Annotated in this window: 18 protein-coding genes; 11 read left to right on the top strand and 7 right to left on the bottom strand. The window is 51.1% G+C overall.

All coding sequences use genetic code 11. From position 1 onward, the window contains the following. Positions 1-17: 17 nt before the first annotated feature. From OXR04_RS12975 to OXR04_RS12950, 6 genes are all read left to right on the top strand, one after another. Positions 18-566, top strand: a complete 549-nt coding sequence (locus OXR04_RS12975; protein WP_046102791.1) for a sigma-70 family RNA polymerase sigma factor — start codon at positions 18-20, stop codon at positions 564-566. After that, entirely contained in the window at positions 563-1,249 is a 687-nt protein-coding gene (locus OXR04_RS12970; protein ID WP_267370669.1) for an anti-sigma factor, read from the top strand. Before OXR04_RS12975 ends, OXR04_RS12970 begins: the two co-directional genes overlap by 4 nt. 180 nt (positions 1,250-1,429) lie before the next feature. Beyond that, a complete protein-coding gene (locus OXR04_RS12965) occupies positions 1,430-1,978 on the top strand; it encodes a GNAT family N-acetyltransferase (protein WP_267370667.1) in 549 nt (182 codons plus the stop codon). Positions 1,979-2,096: 118 nt separating this feature from the next. Next, positions 2,097-3,521: a trehalose-6-phosphate synthase gene (locus OXR04_RS12960; protein ID WP_267370665.1), complete on the top strand. Its 1,425-nt coding sequence runs from the start codon at positions 2,097-2,099 to the stop codon at positions 3,519-3,521. 728 nt (positions 3,522-4,249) lie between these two features. Continuing rightward, positions 4,250-4,519: a hypothetical protein gene (locus tag OXR04_RS12955; RefSeq protein ID WP_267370663.1), complete on the top strand. Its 270-nt coding sequence runs from the start codon at positions 4,250-4,252 to the stop codon at positions 4,517-4,519. A gap of 303 nt (positions 4,520-4,822) precedes the next feature. After that, the gene (locus OXR04_RS12950; RefSeq protein ID WP_267370660.1) at positions 4,823-5,119 is read left to right on the top strand and encodes a hypothetical protein; all 297 of its coding nucleotides are present in this window, start codon (positions 4,823-4,825) and stop codon (positions 5,117-5,119) included. Between the two features lie 107 nt (positions 5,120-5,226). Here OXR04_RS12950 and OXR04_RS12945 read toward each other — a convergent pair whose 3' ends face one another. The 4 genes from OXR04_RS12945 to OXR04_RS12930 all read right to left on the bottom strand — a co-directional run bounded on the left by OXR04_RS12945 (position 5,227) and on the right by OXR04_RS12930 (position 8,045). Beyond that, positions 5,227-5,793, bottom strand: coding sequence for a GNAT family N-acetyltransferase (locus tag OXR04_RS12945; RefSeq protein ID WP_267370657.1), 567 nt, complete (start codon positions 5,791-5,793; stop codon positions 5,227-5,229). A 159-nt stretch (positions 5,794-5,952) separates the two neighbouring features. Continuing rightward, positions 5,953-6,378 carry a glutaredoxin-dependent arsenate reductase gene (gene arsC, locus OXR04_RS12940; protein ID WP_267370655.1) on the bottom strand — a complete coding sequence of 142 codons (426 nt, stop codon included), beginning with the start codon at positions 6,376-6,378 and terminating at the stop codon, positions 5,953-5,955. Positions 6,379-6,390: 12 nt separating this feature from the next. Beyond that, entirely contained in the window at positions 6,391-7,680 is a 1,290-nt protein-coding gene (locus tag OXR04_RS12935; RefSeq protein ID WP_267370652.1) for an arsenic transporter, read from the bottom strand. Between the two features lie 44 nt (positions 7,681-7,724). Beyond that, positions 7,725-8,045 carry a transcriptional regulator gene (locus OXR04_RS12930; protein WP_046102799.1) on the bottom strand — a complete coding sequence of 107 codons (321 nt, stop codon included), beginning with the start codon at positions 8,043-8,045 and terminating at the stop codon, positions 7,725-7,727. 607 nt (positions 8,046-8,652) lie between these two features. Here OXR04_RS12930 and OXR04_RS12920 point away from each other — a divergent pair. Then, complete coding sequence (locus OXR04_RS12920) at positions 8,653-9,891, top strand: MFS transporter (RefSeq protein WP_267370649.1); 1,239 nt, start codon at positions 8,653-8,655, stop codon at positions 9,889-9,891. A 374-nt stretch (positions 9,892-10,265) separates the two neighbouring features. Then, complete coding sequence (locus OXR04_RS12915) at positions 10,266-11,084, top strand: AraC family transcriptional regulator (RefSeq protein WP_267370647.1); 819 nt, start codon at positions 10,266-10,268, stop codon at positions 11,082-11,084. Here OXR04_RS12915 and OXR04_RS12910 read toward each other — a convergent pair. Further along, on the bottom strand, positions 11,055-11,693 hold the full coding sequence (locus tag OXR04_RS12910; RefSeq protein ID WP_267370645.1) for a LysE family transporter: 639 nt from the start codon (positions 11,691-11,693) through the stop codon (positions 11,055-11,057). The genes OXR04_RS12915 and OXR04_RS12910 overlap by 30 nt on opposite strands. Before the next feature lie 344 nt (positions 11,694-12,037). On the opposite strand from OXR04_RS12910, the gene OXR04_RS12905 reads away from it, so the two are divergent. Beyond that, entirely contained in the window at positions 12,038-13,057 is a 1,020-nt protein-coding gene (locus OXR04_RS12905; protein WP_140923671.1) for an alpha/beta hydrolase, read from the top strand. Between the two features lie 395 nt (positions 13,058-13,452). Here OXR04_RS12905 and OXR04_RS12900 read toward each other — a convergent pair whose 3' ends face one another. Next, positions 13,453-13,965, bottom strand: a complete 513-nt coding sequence (locus OXR04_RS12900) for a GNAT family N-acetyltransferase (RefSeq protein WP_267370640.1) — start codon at positions 13,963-13,965, stop codon at positions 13,453-13,455. A gap of 260 nt (positions 13,966-14,225) precedes the next feature. On the opposite strand from OXR04_RS12900, the gene OXR04_RS12895 reads away from it, so the two are divergent. Beyond that, a complete protein-coding gene (locus OXR04_RS12895; RefSeq protein ID WP_267370637.1) occupies positions 14,226-14,489 on the top strand; it encodes a hypothetical protein in 264 nt (87 codons plus the stop codon). A gap of 181 nt (positions 14,490-14,670) precedes the next feature. On the opposite strand, the gene OXR04_RS12890 is transcribed toward OXR04_RS12895, so the two are convergent. Next, the gene (locus OXR04_RS12890) at positions 14,671-15,921 is read right to left on the bottom strand and encodes an MFS transporter (protein WP_267370634.1); all 1,251 of its coding nucleotides are present in this window, start codon (positions 15,919-15,921) and stop codon (positions 14,671-14,673) included. 316 nt (positions 15,922-16,237) lie between these two features. Here OXR04_RS12890 and OXR04_RS12885 point away from each other — a divergent pair, with 316 nt between their 5' ends. Beyond that, positions 16,238-16,663, top strand: coding sequence for a VOC family protein (locus OXR04_RS12885; RefSeq protein WP_140029303.1), 426 nt, complete (start codon positions 16,238-16,240; stop codon positions 16,661-16,663). Positions 16,664-17,015 lie beyond the last annotated feature (352 nt).

Raw genomic sequence — 17,015 nt, 5'->3', positions numbered from 1 at the left:
CTTTCACAGGGAAGCCGATGACAAAAAATGTGCCCCCGATTCAGGCCGACTTAATGAACCGGATAGCCTGCGGCGACAAAGCGGCACTCGCGCAGCTTTACCGCGTCCTCTCGCCCCGACTTTACGGCATTATTCTGCGGATGGTCAGACGGCGGGACTGGGCAGAAGAGATCCTGCACGATACCTTTATTCAAATCTGGCAGTCAGCAACCTATTACGATGAGCGGCGCAGTGAACCGCACATCTGGCTGAGCCACATTGCCCGTAATCGGGCGATCGATTTCCTGCGTAAACATGAGAACCGGTGCTGCTCCATGGAAGAGATCGGCGAAGCGGAAGCGGGTTTTCAGACATCTCTTCCCGCCGATGAGAGTCATGCAGAGGCGCGGCGGCTTCAGCACTGTATGGCACACTTACCTGCTGAAGAGCGACAAAGCCTCTCGCTCGCCTACTACCGTGGCCTGTCCCAGAGTGAGATAGCCCTCTCCATGAGGCAGCCTGAAGGAACGGTAAAAAGCTGGATCCGGCGCGCATTAACTCACCTTCGGGAGTGCATAGGCCTATGAATGGTCCCGAACACGACGATCTGATGGCGGCAGAATATGTCCTGGGACTCAGCGACCCGGAAACCCGTCTCAGGCTGGATAAACGCCTGACTGAAGATGACGCCTTTGCCGCGGAGGTGCTGCACTGGCAGAAAGCGTTTAGCGGTATCGATCTGATCACCCCGGAGGCCACGCCTCGCGCGGCTGTCTGGCGGCAGATTGAGCGGGATATTAATCGGCACGCTGCCAACACAAAACTGCCGCTCCGCCATCCCGGCTTCTGGCTGGGCTGGGGCCTTGCCGCGGCACTCTCGGGTCTGCTCCTTTTTACTTACCTGAACAAGCCGGAGATCTCCGAGGCGCAGCAGCCGATTGCGGTTCTCAGTGGCACGCAGCCCGATGCACAATTTGTGGTGACGCTGGACAGGGCCGCTTCGCGCCTTCAGCTTTCTGCGCTTAACATTACGCTGCCGCAAAACAAGAACCTGCAGCTGTGGCTGATCAGAGGCAGTGCCCCGCCGCGATCGCTGGGCCTCATTACGCACCCTGACCATAACGTTTTCCCGCTTCCTCCTGGTACGTTAGATCATCAGACGGTCCTGGCGATAAGCCTGGAACCGGTTGGAGGATCAACGTTAAGCGGACCGTCCGGACCGGTCATTTTCCAGGGCAAGGTCACGCGGCCTTCATCGCCAGGCGCATGAGGTGATAAGGCCAGGATCAGAGGTCGCTGCTGCACGCCCGATTTTCGATTCCTTAATGTCTGATGACTGATTTGCAGCGTTTTTACAATTCATCCGGTTCTTTTTACGCCTTTTTTACGGGCTGAACGTTTTAATTAGCGACTCCGGGCGCCTCTGCGCCCATGTTCAGGGAAGTCGTGGATGAAATGTTTTACTAAGCCCTATTCCATCGCGGGAGGCAGCGATGCTGCCGTGGCTGAGCTTGCTGAACAGCAGCGCCTGCGTCTTATCTCACCCCGCAAATGGTTCAGAGATGCCATTGAGGTCAATACGGATCCGGCGCTGCTGAACACGCGCCTGATTGCGCAGTGGCTGGGCGCAACCCTCCCGGATGCCCGCTCACTGACGCTGGCGCTGAACAGCAGCCTCTGTTTTGGTCTTTACCGTAATGGCCGGCAAATCGGTTTTGCCCGGGTCGTGACCGATATGGTGGAGACCTGGGTGATCAGGAATCTGTTCATTTCGCCCGAGTATCGTTTCGTCGGGCTCGGCTCATGGCTGCTGCACTGTTGCCTGTCGCATCCCGGGGCCAGAGGCTGCCGTAATATCATCGCCATGGGCGAGTCCGTTCCGGACTTTTTCGAACGCAACGGATTTATGGCTTTTCCCTCATTACCCGGCGTCTACGTGACGACGCTGCATGACGGGAATCACACCCCGGTTTGCACAAACAGCGCCAGCAGGCATTAAGCCGTTGGGGCGCACACGCATGAGCGGTTTTCTTCAGTTTATTCTCCGACCTCCGATTAACAGCGACAGGCTGCGCGGCGCTTTTGCCTGCCTGCAGCCGGCCCTTAAGGAATACATCATGTCAGGCCTGATCCTTGTTTCTCATAATCAGTGTCAACGTTCGACGCTTACAGCTATCTATGACGGCATTCTTTCCCGACAGGGAGGACTCTGGATTAGCTGGGATGGCAAAAGCAGCGTCATCCCTGACGATGCACCAAGACCCTGCGCCGTGCAGCAGACAGGCCAGTATGAAACCGTTACCTTCCCGATGACGCCGGGCGAGCTGAATGAAGGGTATCGCCATTATATTCACAAAGGGCTCTGGCCCGTTTTTCATCAGCGCCCCGACATGGCCCGGTTTTCCGCCAGCGGCTTCCAGGCGTATAAAAGCCTCAACAAAGCCTTTGCGCGCGCGATTTGTGAAAACATCACGCCCGATGATGTTATCTGGATTCAGGATTATCACCTGCTTGGCTGTGCCGCTTTTCTCCGTGAAGAGGGACTGACCCAGGCCGTGGGTTTTTTCCTGCATCAGCCTTTCCCCGCGGGCAGGATATTTGAAACCATTCCTGAATGGCGCTGGCTGACGGAGTCGCTGTTGTGTTGCGATCTGATTGGCTTTCAGACCGTGCAGGATATGAATAACTTTATCGTCTGGCTGGAGGGGGAATTCCGGACTGAACGCCTGGAGTCGCACTGTTTTCGTGTTCACGGCCGGATTATCAGGGTGGGCGTATTTCCGGTGGGGATTGACCTGGATGATGTCCAGGCACTGCGCGAGAGCAACAGCTGTGCCTTTATGGAGATGCAGTGCCGCGACAGCCTGCCGGAAAACAGAGTGCTCAGCGGCGGCCATCTTGATGAGAGTTCAGGCCTGCCTTACCGAATCAGCACTCTTGAAGTGTTGCTGCGCAGACATGACTGTTATCAGAAAAACATTACGCTGCTGCAACTGGCCTCACCGGCAGCCGGACACGAACATGATGCCTCCGCAGTGGGCCAGGCACTGGAGGCGCGCTGCGGAGAGTTTAACGGGGTACATGGCGCCATGAACTGGTATCCGGTGAACTATCTGACGCAGGCTTACAGCCGCGAGGAACAGGCCGGGATCTATCGTGCCTCACGCGTGGCGCTGGTGACGCCATTAATGGCGGGCATGAGCCTGATGGCCAAAATGTATGTCGCTCTGCAGGACCCGAATAATCCCGGCGTGCTGATCCTCTCCCAGTTTGCCGGTGCAGCCGAGCAGCTGGAGGGGGCCATCACCGTTAACCCTTACGATCCTGACGGCATGGCCAGTGCGGTACATACTGCATTGCAGATGCCGTTACGCGAACGGCGAAATCTGCATGCCCGTCTGATGAACATCCTGCATATACACAACAGCCATGCCTGGGCCGGGTCCTTTTTGCGCATGCTGATTAACGTGCCGGATGAACCGGCGTCACTGCCGCCACCGACGGTTTTTCCACGCCTGAGCAGCAGCCGCGCGAGGTACTGAATCAGCGCTATCGCCACCTCCGGGATGATGCGCCTGTATGCATCAACGCCTGTCGCCGGAATAGAAGCAGAGCAGGCTTTTAACCGCTTTTATGCGCAACGTTTTCCAGCTCTTCGCGGGTTGGCCCCTGAAACCAGACTGAGCTTATGTGACAGCTTCGCGGTTCTTTATACATGATGAATTATAAATGCTGCATGGAGAATATCTTTTTTAAATATTAAGCGGCTAATTATTATCAGGTTATTTATATGAGACTTTATTTTTTTACCGCTGATTTAGTCGCTGGCTGTCATTTAAGTATCATGATTATGTTTTATGTAACACCTGGAAATAACGCTACACGCTATAAAAACGAATGAAACATCAAAATCAGATTTTGTGAGTATATTTCCAGACGTGACTTACGGTAGTTTAAGTCACAACGACTTAATACCTGCTTTACGCAATGCGTTTCCGGTTTTGTTAATGCGTTCAGGATTATTCTGAAAAAGGAAGGTGCCCGCTTTGTCAGTGATGACCCTGACCGCGCCGCGCCAGTCATATAATCTGAATAACCATACACTGTAAGTGACTTAATAAAATTTCATGGCAGACATGCTTATTAACCGGCTCCTGCCTGCTATGGCTTATATCGCGTGTTCTGCGCTCAGATTTATGATTTTTTTCCCACGCGCTGCGCTCAACTCAGAGCTGACAGCGTCCCATTACTCAAGCCAAGAGGATTTATTATGTCGGCATCTGTGATTAAAAACGCGCTTAAAACGACAGCTTTAGCAGCAGTCGTCATGGCCGGTTTACAGGGCGCTTCGTTTGCCAAAGAGCAGCCTTCTCAGATAATCCCTGATTCAGCTTCAGCCGGAAGCGTCTCTGTAAAAAAACCGGGGGCTACTGTTGATGCAAGCGCGGTAAAACTGGCCGCCTGGCATCACCATCTGGAGATTAACAAAAGCTGTGACGATCCGTCACTGGGTGTGGGTTGCGGAGATGCCGACGCATAACATCTGAAAAGTGCAGACACCTTGCAGAGGTGTCTGCACTGATGTGCATCAGATAAAACATTCTGCCTTCGGCCCCATCGCCTCACTCCATCATTTACGCCGGCCTTGTCAGCATCTTAAATTCGTACTGAGTGTTATTTCAGAGGTGCTCAGAGAAGAAACGTCATCAGCGATGTTAAAAAAATCCTCGCTATAAATGTCATATCCTGGCGGAAAGTGGTCTTTTGCTAGTTTACTAAAAAATAATGTGAGTATGCTTTGGCGGGTCGTTTTAATGAAAACTACCACAACAGGATGGATGAGATGAAACAGGTCAGGATTTACACACTCAAAGACAGACAGTCAGCAAAAATTTATTTCCGTACACACTGGCCCCGGCATATGATTTCTCTTCCCGCTTTTAATATATATGTCAATAATGTCTATCTGAGTGATGAGTGTCAGGTCATTGCCACCGTGACCTATCAGGAGGGAGCCGACATACAGGCTATAAATCAGGAGTATATGACCAGCGAGGCCTTCAGGTCTGACATGAAAGGTTTCGACATGTCCTCAATCCTCCGGGTAGAGGAAATCAGCATTAAAGAAGCCCTTTTCTGACTTCGCGATTTTCTCAGCCAGCATACATACACGCCCCTGGCCGTGAATGCTTACTCAGGCAGCGTGCAGGTGACTGGCCCGCTTCTGGCACTCCGGACCTGGCATCACTATTCCGCAGGTCCCTCTGCCCTGCTCGCAGGCCAAATCGGTGCGACAGCCTGACCGGCAGAGTCGCCAGACAATGCCGGACTGCCGGAAGCCAGTTCACTGAGGAGGTGACCATGAAGATAATAATTCACGATATCGCTATTTATTTTGCCCCCTAATGACTGATAAAAACGGTTTGCTTCAGCGTTTGATTTCTCGGCATTCCAGCTGAGGCTACGACACTCATTCTTGAGAGCGAGTTTCGCCATAAAACGCATGAGGGATTTACCTGTACCCTTACCTCTCTCACGCCGGGAGACATACAGCTCTTTAATGTGCATTTCGCCACTGTACCTCGGCGAGGGATAGAGAATAGTGCAACACGCCAGCCCAGTGATTTCAGCATCGCGACGCGCCCTGAGCACCAGCGTAGCGGAGAGCGGACTGAAGAGTCGGTTACTGAGATAATGCTTCAACAGTGCTTCCTGAATAATGCCCTTACCATAGTAGTGCTCTTCCATCTCGGTAAAAATTTTCACCATGGATTCCCATTCATCTGGCGGACATATTTCTACTGTTACTTCCATGTTTACTCCCTTTCACTGAAAAAATGCCACAGTCGAGCCGGGGTTTAGCCCAACCACAGCCCTTGACTCTTTGGCCCCATATATAAATGAGCTTAGCCTTGAGCGAAAAGCGGACGCCCTATAGCGTTACCAGGCGTCCGTTCACCTGAAGTGGACGGATTACTTTACCCGCTTCCCCGTTTCGTCAATAACCTTCTCGCCATCCTCTTTTGTAAACGCGCCTTTCTGACCTTCCGACAGAATATCCAGCACGATCTCTGAAGGGCGGCAAAGACGAGTGCCCAGCGGCGAAACCACTATCGGTCGATTAATCAGAATCGGATATTGAAGCATGAAATCAATCAACTGCTCATCACTGAATGTCTCTTCATCAAGACCGAGACGTTCATAAGGCTCAACGTTTTTACGCAGTAAGGCGCGCACCGTAATCCTCATATCTGCAATAAGTTTGATCAGCTCATCACGGGCCGGAGGCGTGTCGAGATAATAAATTATTGCAGGTTCGTTGCCGCTGTTTCGGATCATTTCCAACGTGTTGCGTGAGGTGCCACAGGCCGGGTTGTGATAGATGGTTATGTTGCTCATATCAGTATCTCATTACAAAGTGACAGAGAGCCGCCACGCCAGCGCCGCCAGAGTGATAAACAGAACGGGCACAGTCATGACAATGCCGGTTCGCACGTAATATCCCCAGGTAATCGTGATATTTTTCCGGGCAAGCACGTGCAGCCACAGCAGGGTAGCCAGACTGCCAATCGGGGTGATTTTCGGCCCTAAATCGCAGCCAATTACGTTGGCATAAATCATTGCCTCTTTGACGACACCGGTCGCCGTACTGCTGTCAATCGACAGCGCGCCAATCAGAACTGTCGGCATATTGTTCATCACTGATGAGAGAAACGCCGTCAGGAAGCCGGTACCGAACGCCGCTGTCCATAAACCCTTGTCTGCCAGCAGATCCAGCACGCCAGACAGGGTCTCCGTAAGCCCTGCATTGCGCAGGCCATAGACGACCAGATACATGCCAAGCGAGAAAATAACGATCTGCCAGGGTGCACCGCGCAGGACTTTCCCGGTGTTAATGGCATGGCCTCTTTTCGCCCCCACAAACAGCACTGCTGCGCCAGCCGCTGCTATCGCACTGACCGGGATGCCCAGCGGTTCCAGAACAAAGAAACCGACAAGCAGCAATAACAGGACAATCCAGCCCGCCCTGAAGGTTGCCAGATCTTTTATCGCACTGGCTGGCGTCTTCAGCAGCGAAACGTCATAGGTCGCCGGAATATCCCTGCGGAAGAAGAGATGCAGCATGACCAGCGTGGCCACAATCGCTGCCAGATTCACGGGCACCATCACGGAGGCGTACTGCGTAAAGCCCAGGTCAAAGAAGTCTGCCGAGACGATATTGACCAGGTTAGAAACAATGAGCGGCAGACTGGCCGTATCTGCAATAAATCCTGCCGCCATGATAAAGGCCAGTGTCGTGCCCTGGCTGAATCCCAGTGCGAGCAGCATCGCAATAACTATTGGCGTCAGGATCAGCGCAGCACCGTCATTGGCAAACAATGCAGCAACAGCGGCACCCAGCAGGACTATCCAGGTAAACAAAAGGCGGCCACGTCCGTTACCCCAGCGGGAGACATGCAGAGCGGCCCATTCAAAGAAGCCGGACTCATCGAGCAGTAGGCTGATGATGATGACCGCAATGAATGCCGCTGTCGCATTCCAGACGATATTCCAGACAACGGGAATATCAGCGATATGGATGACGCCGGTTCCGAGCGCCAGCGCAGCTCCGATACTTGCGCTCCAGCCAATACTCAGCCCTCTGGGTTGCCAGATCACCAGTATCAGCGTCAGTAGAAATATCCCTCCAGCCAGTAACATTTCAGACTCCATTACATATGATTACGTGAATATGTTTTCCAGCCTCAGCAGGAGGTGCAGGCCGATTTTGCCAGCCATTCTCGCACCTCTTCCCGCAGGCACTGCCAGGACGTCGTGATTGTCTCAGCGGCCCACGCCGGTATATGCGGTGACAGACGATAGTGGACCCACTTACCTTCGCGACGATCAAGCACAAGCTTCGCCTCGCGAAGAAGCGCCATATGGCGTGATATTTTGGGCTGTGATTCGGACGTGGCTGCACAGATATCGCACACGCACAGTTCTCCGGATTCCCGCAGAAGCATCACGATGGCGAGCCGTGTTTCATCCGATAGGATTTTAAAAAGCTGAACAGGCTGTAGCATTTTCCACTCCGCGCCTTCGAAAACATATATGTTAGTTCATATGTGTTGAGTTTGAAATCACCCAATTCCTCCGCAGAAGAAAATGGAACAATTTTCAGCCCTGACCCTGGATGCTTTGATCAGCGCATTGCTGAAGCGGGAGCCACCATCAATCCTGATCTTTTATGGCTCAGCTATGCCGCAGAGTAAGCCGGTCGTCTGCTGACGGCATGGCGCGGTGGTGGAAATCCTGAATCCCTCATTTACCCCTGCCTGATGATGCGCCGGAATCGCAACCCAACGTTACCGGGGTGCGCAGTCTGGTCAGGTGGTAAAAGCGTGGCAAAAGATCGACAAAAAAGGACGAATGAGACCTTCTTCATGGCATGACCGCTTCGTCGATGCATTAAACATTCTTCCATTCGGGACTGACTATCGACAGACGTATCTAATCCTGGGCAGTCGGCATCCGGAAGAAAACCCGATAACAGCTCTATTTTTTTCAGATCATTACCGTGATACCGATAAAAGCGATCATTTGACAGAATTATCACGGGAAGCCGATGGAAAGAGTGACTTAAATAAAGGTATTCTGAAATTCATCTGACAAACAGAAACTATTAATCCTATGAATTCAGGCAACCAAAGAGTTCGAGCCTTTCACTTTTCAGTTTTTCGTTATCTCTTTGTGGCCCGCTTGCTTACTGTCCTCGGTAATGGTGTAGCGCCGATTGCTCTGGCATTTGCTGTGCTTGATATGGAAGGCACTATTTCTGAACTGGGTATCGTTGTTGCGACCCGCTCTATCATAAACGTTCTATTTCTGCTCATTGGTGGTGCGCTGGCGGATCGATATTCACGTAGTCGGGTATTACTATTTTCTTCATTGATTGCAGCAATTTCTCAAGGAATTGTCGCATGGTCTGTACTGGATGGTTCTGCGACGGTAATGAGCCTCGCTTTACTGGGAGCCCTGAATGGAGCAGCCGCGGGTATCGCCTTACCTGCATCCTCTGCGCTTATTCCCCAGGTTGTTCCGGCGCACAATTTACGTGAAGCCAATGCCTTAATTCAGTTGGGTATCTATAGTGGCACCGTGCTTGGAGCTTCACTGGGTGGGGTATTGACCAGTTCTGTCGGACCGGGATGGGGACTGGCAATTGACGCATTAGGGTTCGCAGCCGCTGCGCCGCTATATTTTCTGATTCGCGTTTCGTCAGTTAAAGCATGCGCTCCGCAGGATAACATCCTGAAAGACCTGCAAGAAGGATGGAAAGAATTTTCCAGCCGGGCATGGGTATGGTCGATTGTCGTCCAGTTTACCGTTATCAATGCTGCTTTTAGTGGCGTAGTTATGGTACTCGGACCTGTGATTGCTGATACCTCATTTGGACGAACGAACTGGGGAATAATTATTGCAGCACAAAGTGTCGGACTGATTGCAGGTTCGTTTCTGACGTTGCGATGGCGTCCAAGGCGCGATCTTCTCATTGGTGTCATGCTCGTGTCAGTTTGCGCAGTGCCGATTTTCATGCTCAGTCAGCTTGCTTCGGCATCGTGGCTTATGGCAGCTTTCTTTATGGCTGGAGTTTCATTTGGTCTTTTTGGGGTTGTCTGGGCTCAATCTTTACAAACCCATATTCCGCAGGAAAAACTGGCTCGCGTTTACGCCTATGATGCGGTGGGATCGTTTTTGGCCATTCCTTTCGGGGAACTGGTCGCAGGACCATTGGCTACTCATTACGGTTTGAGTAATGTACTTTTAGTTTCAGCGGTAGCCGTTGTCATCGTCACTGTACCCGTAAGCCTGGTGCCTGCGATAAGGAGGCTCGATAACTCTTCACAAATAAAGGTGCATAAGACATAGCCAGACAAAAGCAGCACTATTGGCTGGAAAACGATTCGCTAAGAAAATTTTTCTGAACAAACTGAACCTCTGCTGCCTGCATCCGGCATTTCTGCTGCAGAATTCAGTCATTTCCGGAGGCAAGGTTTAACGTAGTAAGCCTTTCAAAAGAAGTCACAGGAACACGCTATGCGTATGAGTCAGTCGGATAGTTACTGCTGCAATGTTGTATGCCCGACACTTCCGATAATGAATACCGTCCAGAGCTGACAATCTCCTGACACCAGAGACCGTGCCTGCAGGAAATGTTTTACTGGCATTACACCTGTTGATAAGGCACTCAGTAAATGGTTTTATCAATAACTATTCCTGAATGCTGAATAAGGCCAGAAGCATTGTCATTAAAATCCGCAGAGTGGTTTAGCCGGAATGGCATAGAGTGTTCACGGGTCAGAGCCCGTAACTCTGGCTTTCCGAAACATCTTCACGATGAATATGTCATCAGTGCAAACCTGACGGGGGTAGAGGAAATCTGGCTGGCGGGAAAAACCGCTTATGTCAAAAGTGGGCAGGTTACCTTATACAATCCGGGAACGATTCAGGCCTCACGTTTTGATACTCACGCAGTTGAATTTATCAGCGTACACATACCTCAGGCTCTGATAAAAAAGCTGGCTGAGGAGGAGAATCTCAATAGCGCTCACGAAGCCCCGGTTCTGCGCGAAGGCATAATCAATAACACCCGCCTGTTTGACGCGCTGACCCGTTTTGCATCATCGGCCCGGCTTGATCGGGGCATGGATGAGGAGCAGGAACTGATTTTACTTTTTGGTGAACTGCTTGAGTCGCCAGCTCTTCTTCAGCAGGGGGATGAGCAGAAAATCAATCTTGTTATTGCCTGCCTGCGGGAGCACCTTAGCGTAAGACCGCAGCTGGAGATGCTCGCTCAGTTGGCAGGGATGAGTAAATATCATCTTGTTCGCGTCTTCACCCGGCACACAGGTATGCCGCCTCTGCAATATCACATGCAGCTACGTCTGCACCATGCCCGCGACCTGCTTCGCAGAAATGTGCATCCGCTTGATGCAGCTCTCAGGCTGGGATTTTACGATCAGAGTCATTTCATTAATGCATTTCGCAAAGTGATGGGAACTACCCCCCATCACTATGCTTCGCAGGTCAGATCAGGCCACTATAAATTCCCGGTACCCTGAGACAATCACGTAAAGCGCAAAATAGCTGAATATGATCGCCGAGGCGATAAAGGAATATTTAAGCAGGCGTTGACCCAGCAGTTTGCCGCCAAAACTTCCAACCAGGCACAGGACACACGTCCAGAACATGCCCGCGATGAAAAATCCACCCAGAAACCAGGAGGTAGCGGCAACATTGTGCGAACCCATCCGGGAGATCAGCGCACCGCCCACGGTCGCAAACCAGAGAATGGCCGAGGGAGAGGACATGGCAAGCACTACACCACGCCCGAATTCACGTATGAGCGGACGGGAGTGATGCGTTTCGCTCACGTCAGGCTCCAAAGCGTTTCTGAAAGCGGCTATCAGCATTTTGCCTGCGAACCAGAGAAGCATCGCGCCACCCCCGATCCACAGTATCCAGCGCACGACTTCATACTGAAGCAGTACGGCCATGCCCGCCAGCGCCAGTAGTGCATATGCCAGATCACCCACACACGTCCCCATTCCCAGCCAGAAACCATGAAAATATCCGCGTTGCATGGCAAGGGTGATCATCGCAATGTTGGCAATCCCGATATCAAGACACAATGAAAGGCTCAGTAAGAAGCCATTCGAAAACTCAATCATATTGTAAAACCTCTAATCGTCTTAACATCCCCGTTTACCCGACCAGTTAAGCAGCCGATCTGTAATTCGTATTGGAAGAAATTGCGCGAAGAGGCAGAACGAAGGACACATTGTATCCTTTATCAACAAATTAGCTGAGCCGTAAAGTTTAACCGGTCCGCATGTCTGGTCGCGCCCCTCTCCTGTCTTGTCCGGACGGGAATCAGTCCGAAGTGTTCCTTCTGTTGCGATAACATCACCATCTACATCGCTCGCTATTTAATAGTTTACAACAAGGTCATTTGCTGTCAGTGTAGCCAAAGTAAATAGCACACTACTTAATAGCAAACATAAGGAAAGCCGTCATGAAAGTGAAAATTACCGCAGGTGCTTTATTGTTAGCCAGTCAGATGACGTCAGCCTGGGCAGATTCTGCTGAAAACGTGCCGCAACCTACCGCTGGCGTGGCGACGTTCCTCAGCGCACTGAACAGCAGTGGCGGAAAGCCCATGGAGACCTTATCCCCTGAAGAGGCCCGCGCAGTACTGACCGGGGCGCAGAAAGGTGCCCCACTGCCGCCCGCCCGGATCGCTGAAAAAACCATCACGGTGATGGGTAAACCGCTGACGCTGACGATAGTGAAACCTGCCAGTGCCTCTGGCGAGTTACCGGTGTTCATGTTTTTCCACGGCGGTGGCTGGGTACTGGGTGACTTTCCTACACACGAGCGTCTGGTTCGCGATCTCGTTAATGAGTCCGGTGCAGCGGCGGTATTTGTGAACTACACACCTTCACCTGAAGCCCGTTATCCGGTTGCGATTACGCAGGCTTACGAGGCAACAAAATGGGTGGCCGAACATGGCAGTGAAATTGGCGTGGACGGTAAGCGTCTGGCACTGGTGGGGAACAGCGTGGGCGGAAATATGGTTGCTGCCGTCGCGTTACAGGCTAAACAACATAAATCACCGGCAATTCGCTACGACGTGATGCTGTGGCCTGTTACCGATGCTCATTTCGATGATGCCTCTTACCAGCAATTCGCCAACGGCTATTTTCTGACGCGAAACATGATGAAGTGGTTCTGGGACAACTACACCACCTCAGAAAAGGAGAGGAGTAACATTCTGGCCTCGCCGCTGCGCGCAACCAAAGCCGAGCTGGCGGGTTTACCGCCAACGCTGATTCAGACTGCCGAGCTGGATGTACTGCGTGATGAAGGGGAAGCATTTGGCCGAAAACTGGATGCTGCTGGTGTGCCGGTAACCGTCACGCGCTATAACGGCATGATCCATGACTTTGGTTTGCTGAATGCCCTGAGTAAAGAGCCAACGGTGCGAACGGCGATTAGCCAGGCGTCAGCAGAGCTGAAGGAACATCTTAAATAAACGACGTGATTCATTCGTTGTAAAAGGGCGAATCAGCCGGCCAGCGCCGGCTGACTTCTCAGGCTTCAATGCAGTCAGGCATCAGCGACTTATGACTCGTCTCTGTGCAACCTGAATAAGCGGCATACTCTGGCTTTGTAGTCGTGTAAGGGTTAATGCCCAGAATAGCCCGGTTGTCACTGTCATCGCGCTGGTTCAATGGAATAAATGCGAGTACACATGCGCGTTAGCGGCTACTCGAGGAATCTCGCTTAAGAAATATATTAAGAAGTCCGCTTCTGGCACAAAATGGCATTCTTATAGGTTGAAGGTCCGCTATAAGTGAAAAGCGAACGTCATAAACTCGACGTCAGATTATTACCACCACATTGAAAGATTACAACCCGGCTGCGAACTCAGATAGGCATCCCCATTATCTTTAGCGTGCTCTGTTGGGAAGCTGTGCTGAGAACTGTGTCTTTGACATGTAGCATCCCCTGTTTTTCATAGAATCTGTAAGCACGCTCATTCTGCTCAAGTACTTCCAACCACAGGTACTTTTTTCCACGGTTTTGCGCAATTGCTATGAATCTTTCAAACATCATCTTTCCGTAGTTCTTACCCGTCTCTGTGGGTATCAGATATAGCTTATTAAGTAAGACACCTGAAATAGAAGTCTCTGGTATACAGCTTTCCCAGGTGATCTTTGCAAAGCCGATAGGGTGATGTGCTTCTGCCAGATACCACGATGTGCTGGGATCTTGCAGACTTTTTTCAAGCGCAGGATACGAGTACTCAGCATCTAGAAATACATTCATTTCGGATTCTGAAATCCACATGTGACTAAAATGAGAGCAATAAATGTTGTAGCCGAGCTCATTCAATATTCCTGAATCCGTCAGATCCGCATCCCGTATGTTAAATATCATGAATTAAATCCCCTGTTTAACGTTTGCTCTTAAATCCCTGAACTGCGGGAGCATTTTGGAATATGTCAGGTTCTGTACGTTGGGTTTAACATAAAATTGCTGTCAGGCTGTCCTCTGCAGCCTGCCCGAACTCAAATCCCTGTGCTTAACCGCAATAGGGTTCTCAATTTACACCAGGTCTTATCCTTGCTATATCTTATCTCAAATCAGCGGGCACCCTGTCCTCTCAGTCAGACCATGCGTTTATAGGGGGTATCGAAATGAATCAGACCCACTCCGTTCCGGAAATTTATAATCCTGAAGTGCCGTACGCAGTGAAGTGCGAGATCGTGACCCAGTTGTGCCGGGCACTGGCTGCCCATAAAAACATGACCCCGGACGATCTGAGGAAGTATCTTCTGGATAAGCTTCATGTGGATTTCGAAAATCTGGATGATAATCCGGTAGGAATGCTGCTCTTATACGAGTACCTCTATTCTCAGCGTCCCCCGGCCTGTGCCGAAGTGAAAAAAAACCTTCACTGAAAATAACCTCAGGCGGGGAATTTATTTACCGCACCACCCCGCCTGCGAACGCCCCTGTCAGCAATAAAAAACCTCACCCGATGCCGAACGTGGTCGGTTATTTCACTCTGATCAGAAGATACTGCCCCAGTGCGCTTTTGCATAACCCGGGGGCCGCGCGAGGCGCCGACGCCTGTTGAGATCACTCCGTCAGACGCGCCAGCATTTTGCCTCTGTAAGTATAAATAATTGCGCATATCAGCAGGCTAAGCAAAGCCGTGCCGATAAAGACACCCGCGCCAGTCATCGCCAGCATTACCCCACCGATTAACGGCCCGACAGAAATTCCCAGAGACGACAGCATTGAGGCACCCAGATAAGCCCCCCGATGCGCTGCCGGTGCCAGTTGATCAAGCAGGATGTTCAGGTTCGGCATCAGGATCGCTTCTCCGACACTGAACACACAGGTCACTGTCAGCCAGAGCCAGATGTCCGTCGAACGGGTACAAAAAAAGCAGATTTGTGAAAGTGCGAAAATTAACCCGCCCAGAAGAATGCGTTTTGGCAGGGAAACGGGTGCCAGAAACCGCATGATAAACGTCTGAAAGACCAGAACGGTGCAGGCATTCGTCACCAGTATCAGAGTAACCAGTTTTATGGCGGCGTCCCCATCCAGTATAAGGAGGTACTGGGGCAGGATGGCTTCGTAATGGATGAATACAATACTGCACAAAATGCTGCACAGCAGCGCGGCAATATAGATTTTGTCCCTGGCAATAATACGTACGACCTGATGCAGTTTTAACGAAACCTCACTGCCAGCCTGTGACGCTTTCAGCAATTTGCCCGCGGGCACAAATAGCAGGACGTAAACGAAAAAAGGGATATACGACAAACCCGTAATCAGGAATGTGCCCTTCTGAGAGGTAAGCCCGAACGCAATTCCGGTCAGCGGACCAAATACCGCGGCGACGTTGATAAGGTAGTAGCGCATTTGCAGGGCAAGCGCTCTGCGGCGGCGGTCCACCAGCAAATCACTCATGAGTGCGCGCAGAGGAGGATCAACCCAGGCAAAGGAAATGCCGATGATCATCAGGCCAATGAAAAACAGTCCGATGCCTGCGGCCTGAGCAAGAATGATATAGCCCAGCGCAGAAAAACCACAGCCCATAAGGAGAATGACGCGTCGACCCAGCCTGTCTGAGATCTGCCCGCCATACATACCCAGCACCACTGAGAACAGTGCGCTGCTGGTCATCGCCACGCCAATCGCAATCGGTGACATATGATAATGCTGTGCCATGATCACGGAGATAAAAGGCCAGGCCATGAAATAGCTGAAGCGGATGACCAGCATAAAAAAGAGCAGCGCATGAACTGTTGCCGGAAAAGATTTCAGCGTCTGGATTAATCCTGCCGCCGTGCCCTCCTCTGCGACGGGTTTAGTTGTCATAAATCTCCTTATTCTGTTTTATGAATGCATCCCGCGCGCAGCAGCGCATAAGTGATTAAATAGTAATAAAATTATTTCACATGTCGTGCAATACAAATGTTAAAGAAAGGTTTTATTCGCCATCTTATAAGGGAAAGACTCTTTATCTGAGAGCAATGTAAGGGAATGCGCAAAGCAGATAACAGAAAGCCGACATTACTGCTGATATCAGGGCAGCCCTCACCCCAAACCGTTAACAGGCATATCAGGGGAAATTAATGGTTGCTACTCTGAAAGGTAAAAGGTCTGCTCACAACCGGTAACAGGAGGCAAGAAAATGCTGGCTTATATCACGACAGGAACCAATAACTTTCAGCGCTCCGTTGACTTTTATAACGCTCTGTTCGACGTCCTGGGCTATGAACGGCAGCCTGCCTGGACAGAAGGCTGGGCAATGTGGGGAAAAGGAAATAATCCGGATGAAGGATTCAGCTTCTGCCTCTGCCCTCCCTTTGACGGTCAGCCCGCAACGGCGGGAAACGGAACAATGTTCGCTTTCAGCGCCGATAACGCCGACATTGTCAGACGGTTTCATGCCGCTGGCCTCCTTGCGGGAGGAAAGAATGAAGGCGAGCCAGGAACACGAACCGCGTACGGACCCGATTTCTATGTTGCCTATCTGCGCGATCCTGACGGACATAAGCTGGCATGCGTTTATCAGCACTATTCTCCTGAAAAAGATAACCCTGCAGCGGAAGAATAGTCACAGGACGGATAAGATTTTATGGTTTTAACGTCCGGGAAATTCAGCCGTGAAATGAAAAGCTTCCGGCTAATTTTTCAAAGAATATTTAAACCACCCTGAAGCATTAACGCAAAACGGGAAAATTCCAGACTTTCCCTAATAGCCACGCATGCAGACGGGGATTAGTTTATCTCTACCCAGCGTCAACCGTTCACGTTTTTAATGACGAGAAGTCGTTAAAGTCTATAAAGCTTAAATGAGCCGACGCCCGACCTCTTGCAATGAGTGGTGCTATTTTATCTTGCCAGCAGATAAATTCTCTCTTCCAAACGGAATAGTTAATCTGGCTCTGATTTTAACCCTTATCCTT

Origin of the sequence: Pantoea sp. GM_Pan_3 (assembly GCF_026541045.1) — a bacterium.
GTDB lineage: Bacteria > Pseudomonadota > Gammaproteobacteria > Enterobacterales > Enterobacteriaceae > Pantoea > Pantoea anthophila.
This window is presented reverse-complemented; position numbering and strand designations above follow the sequence as displayed.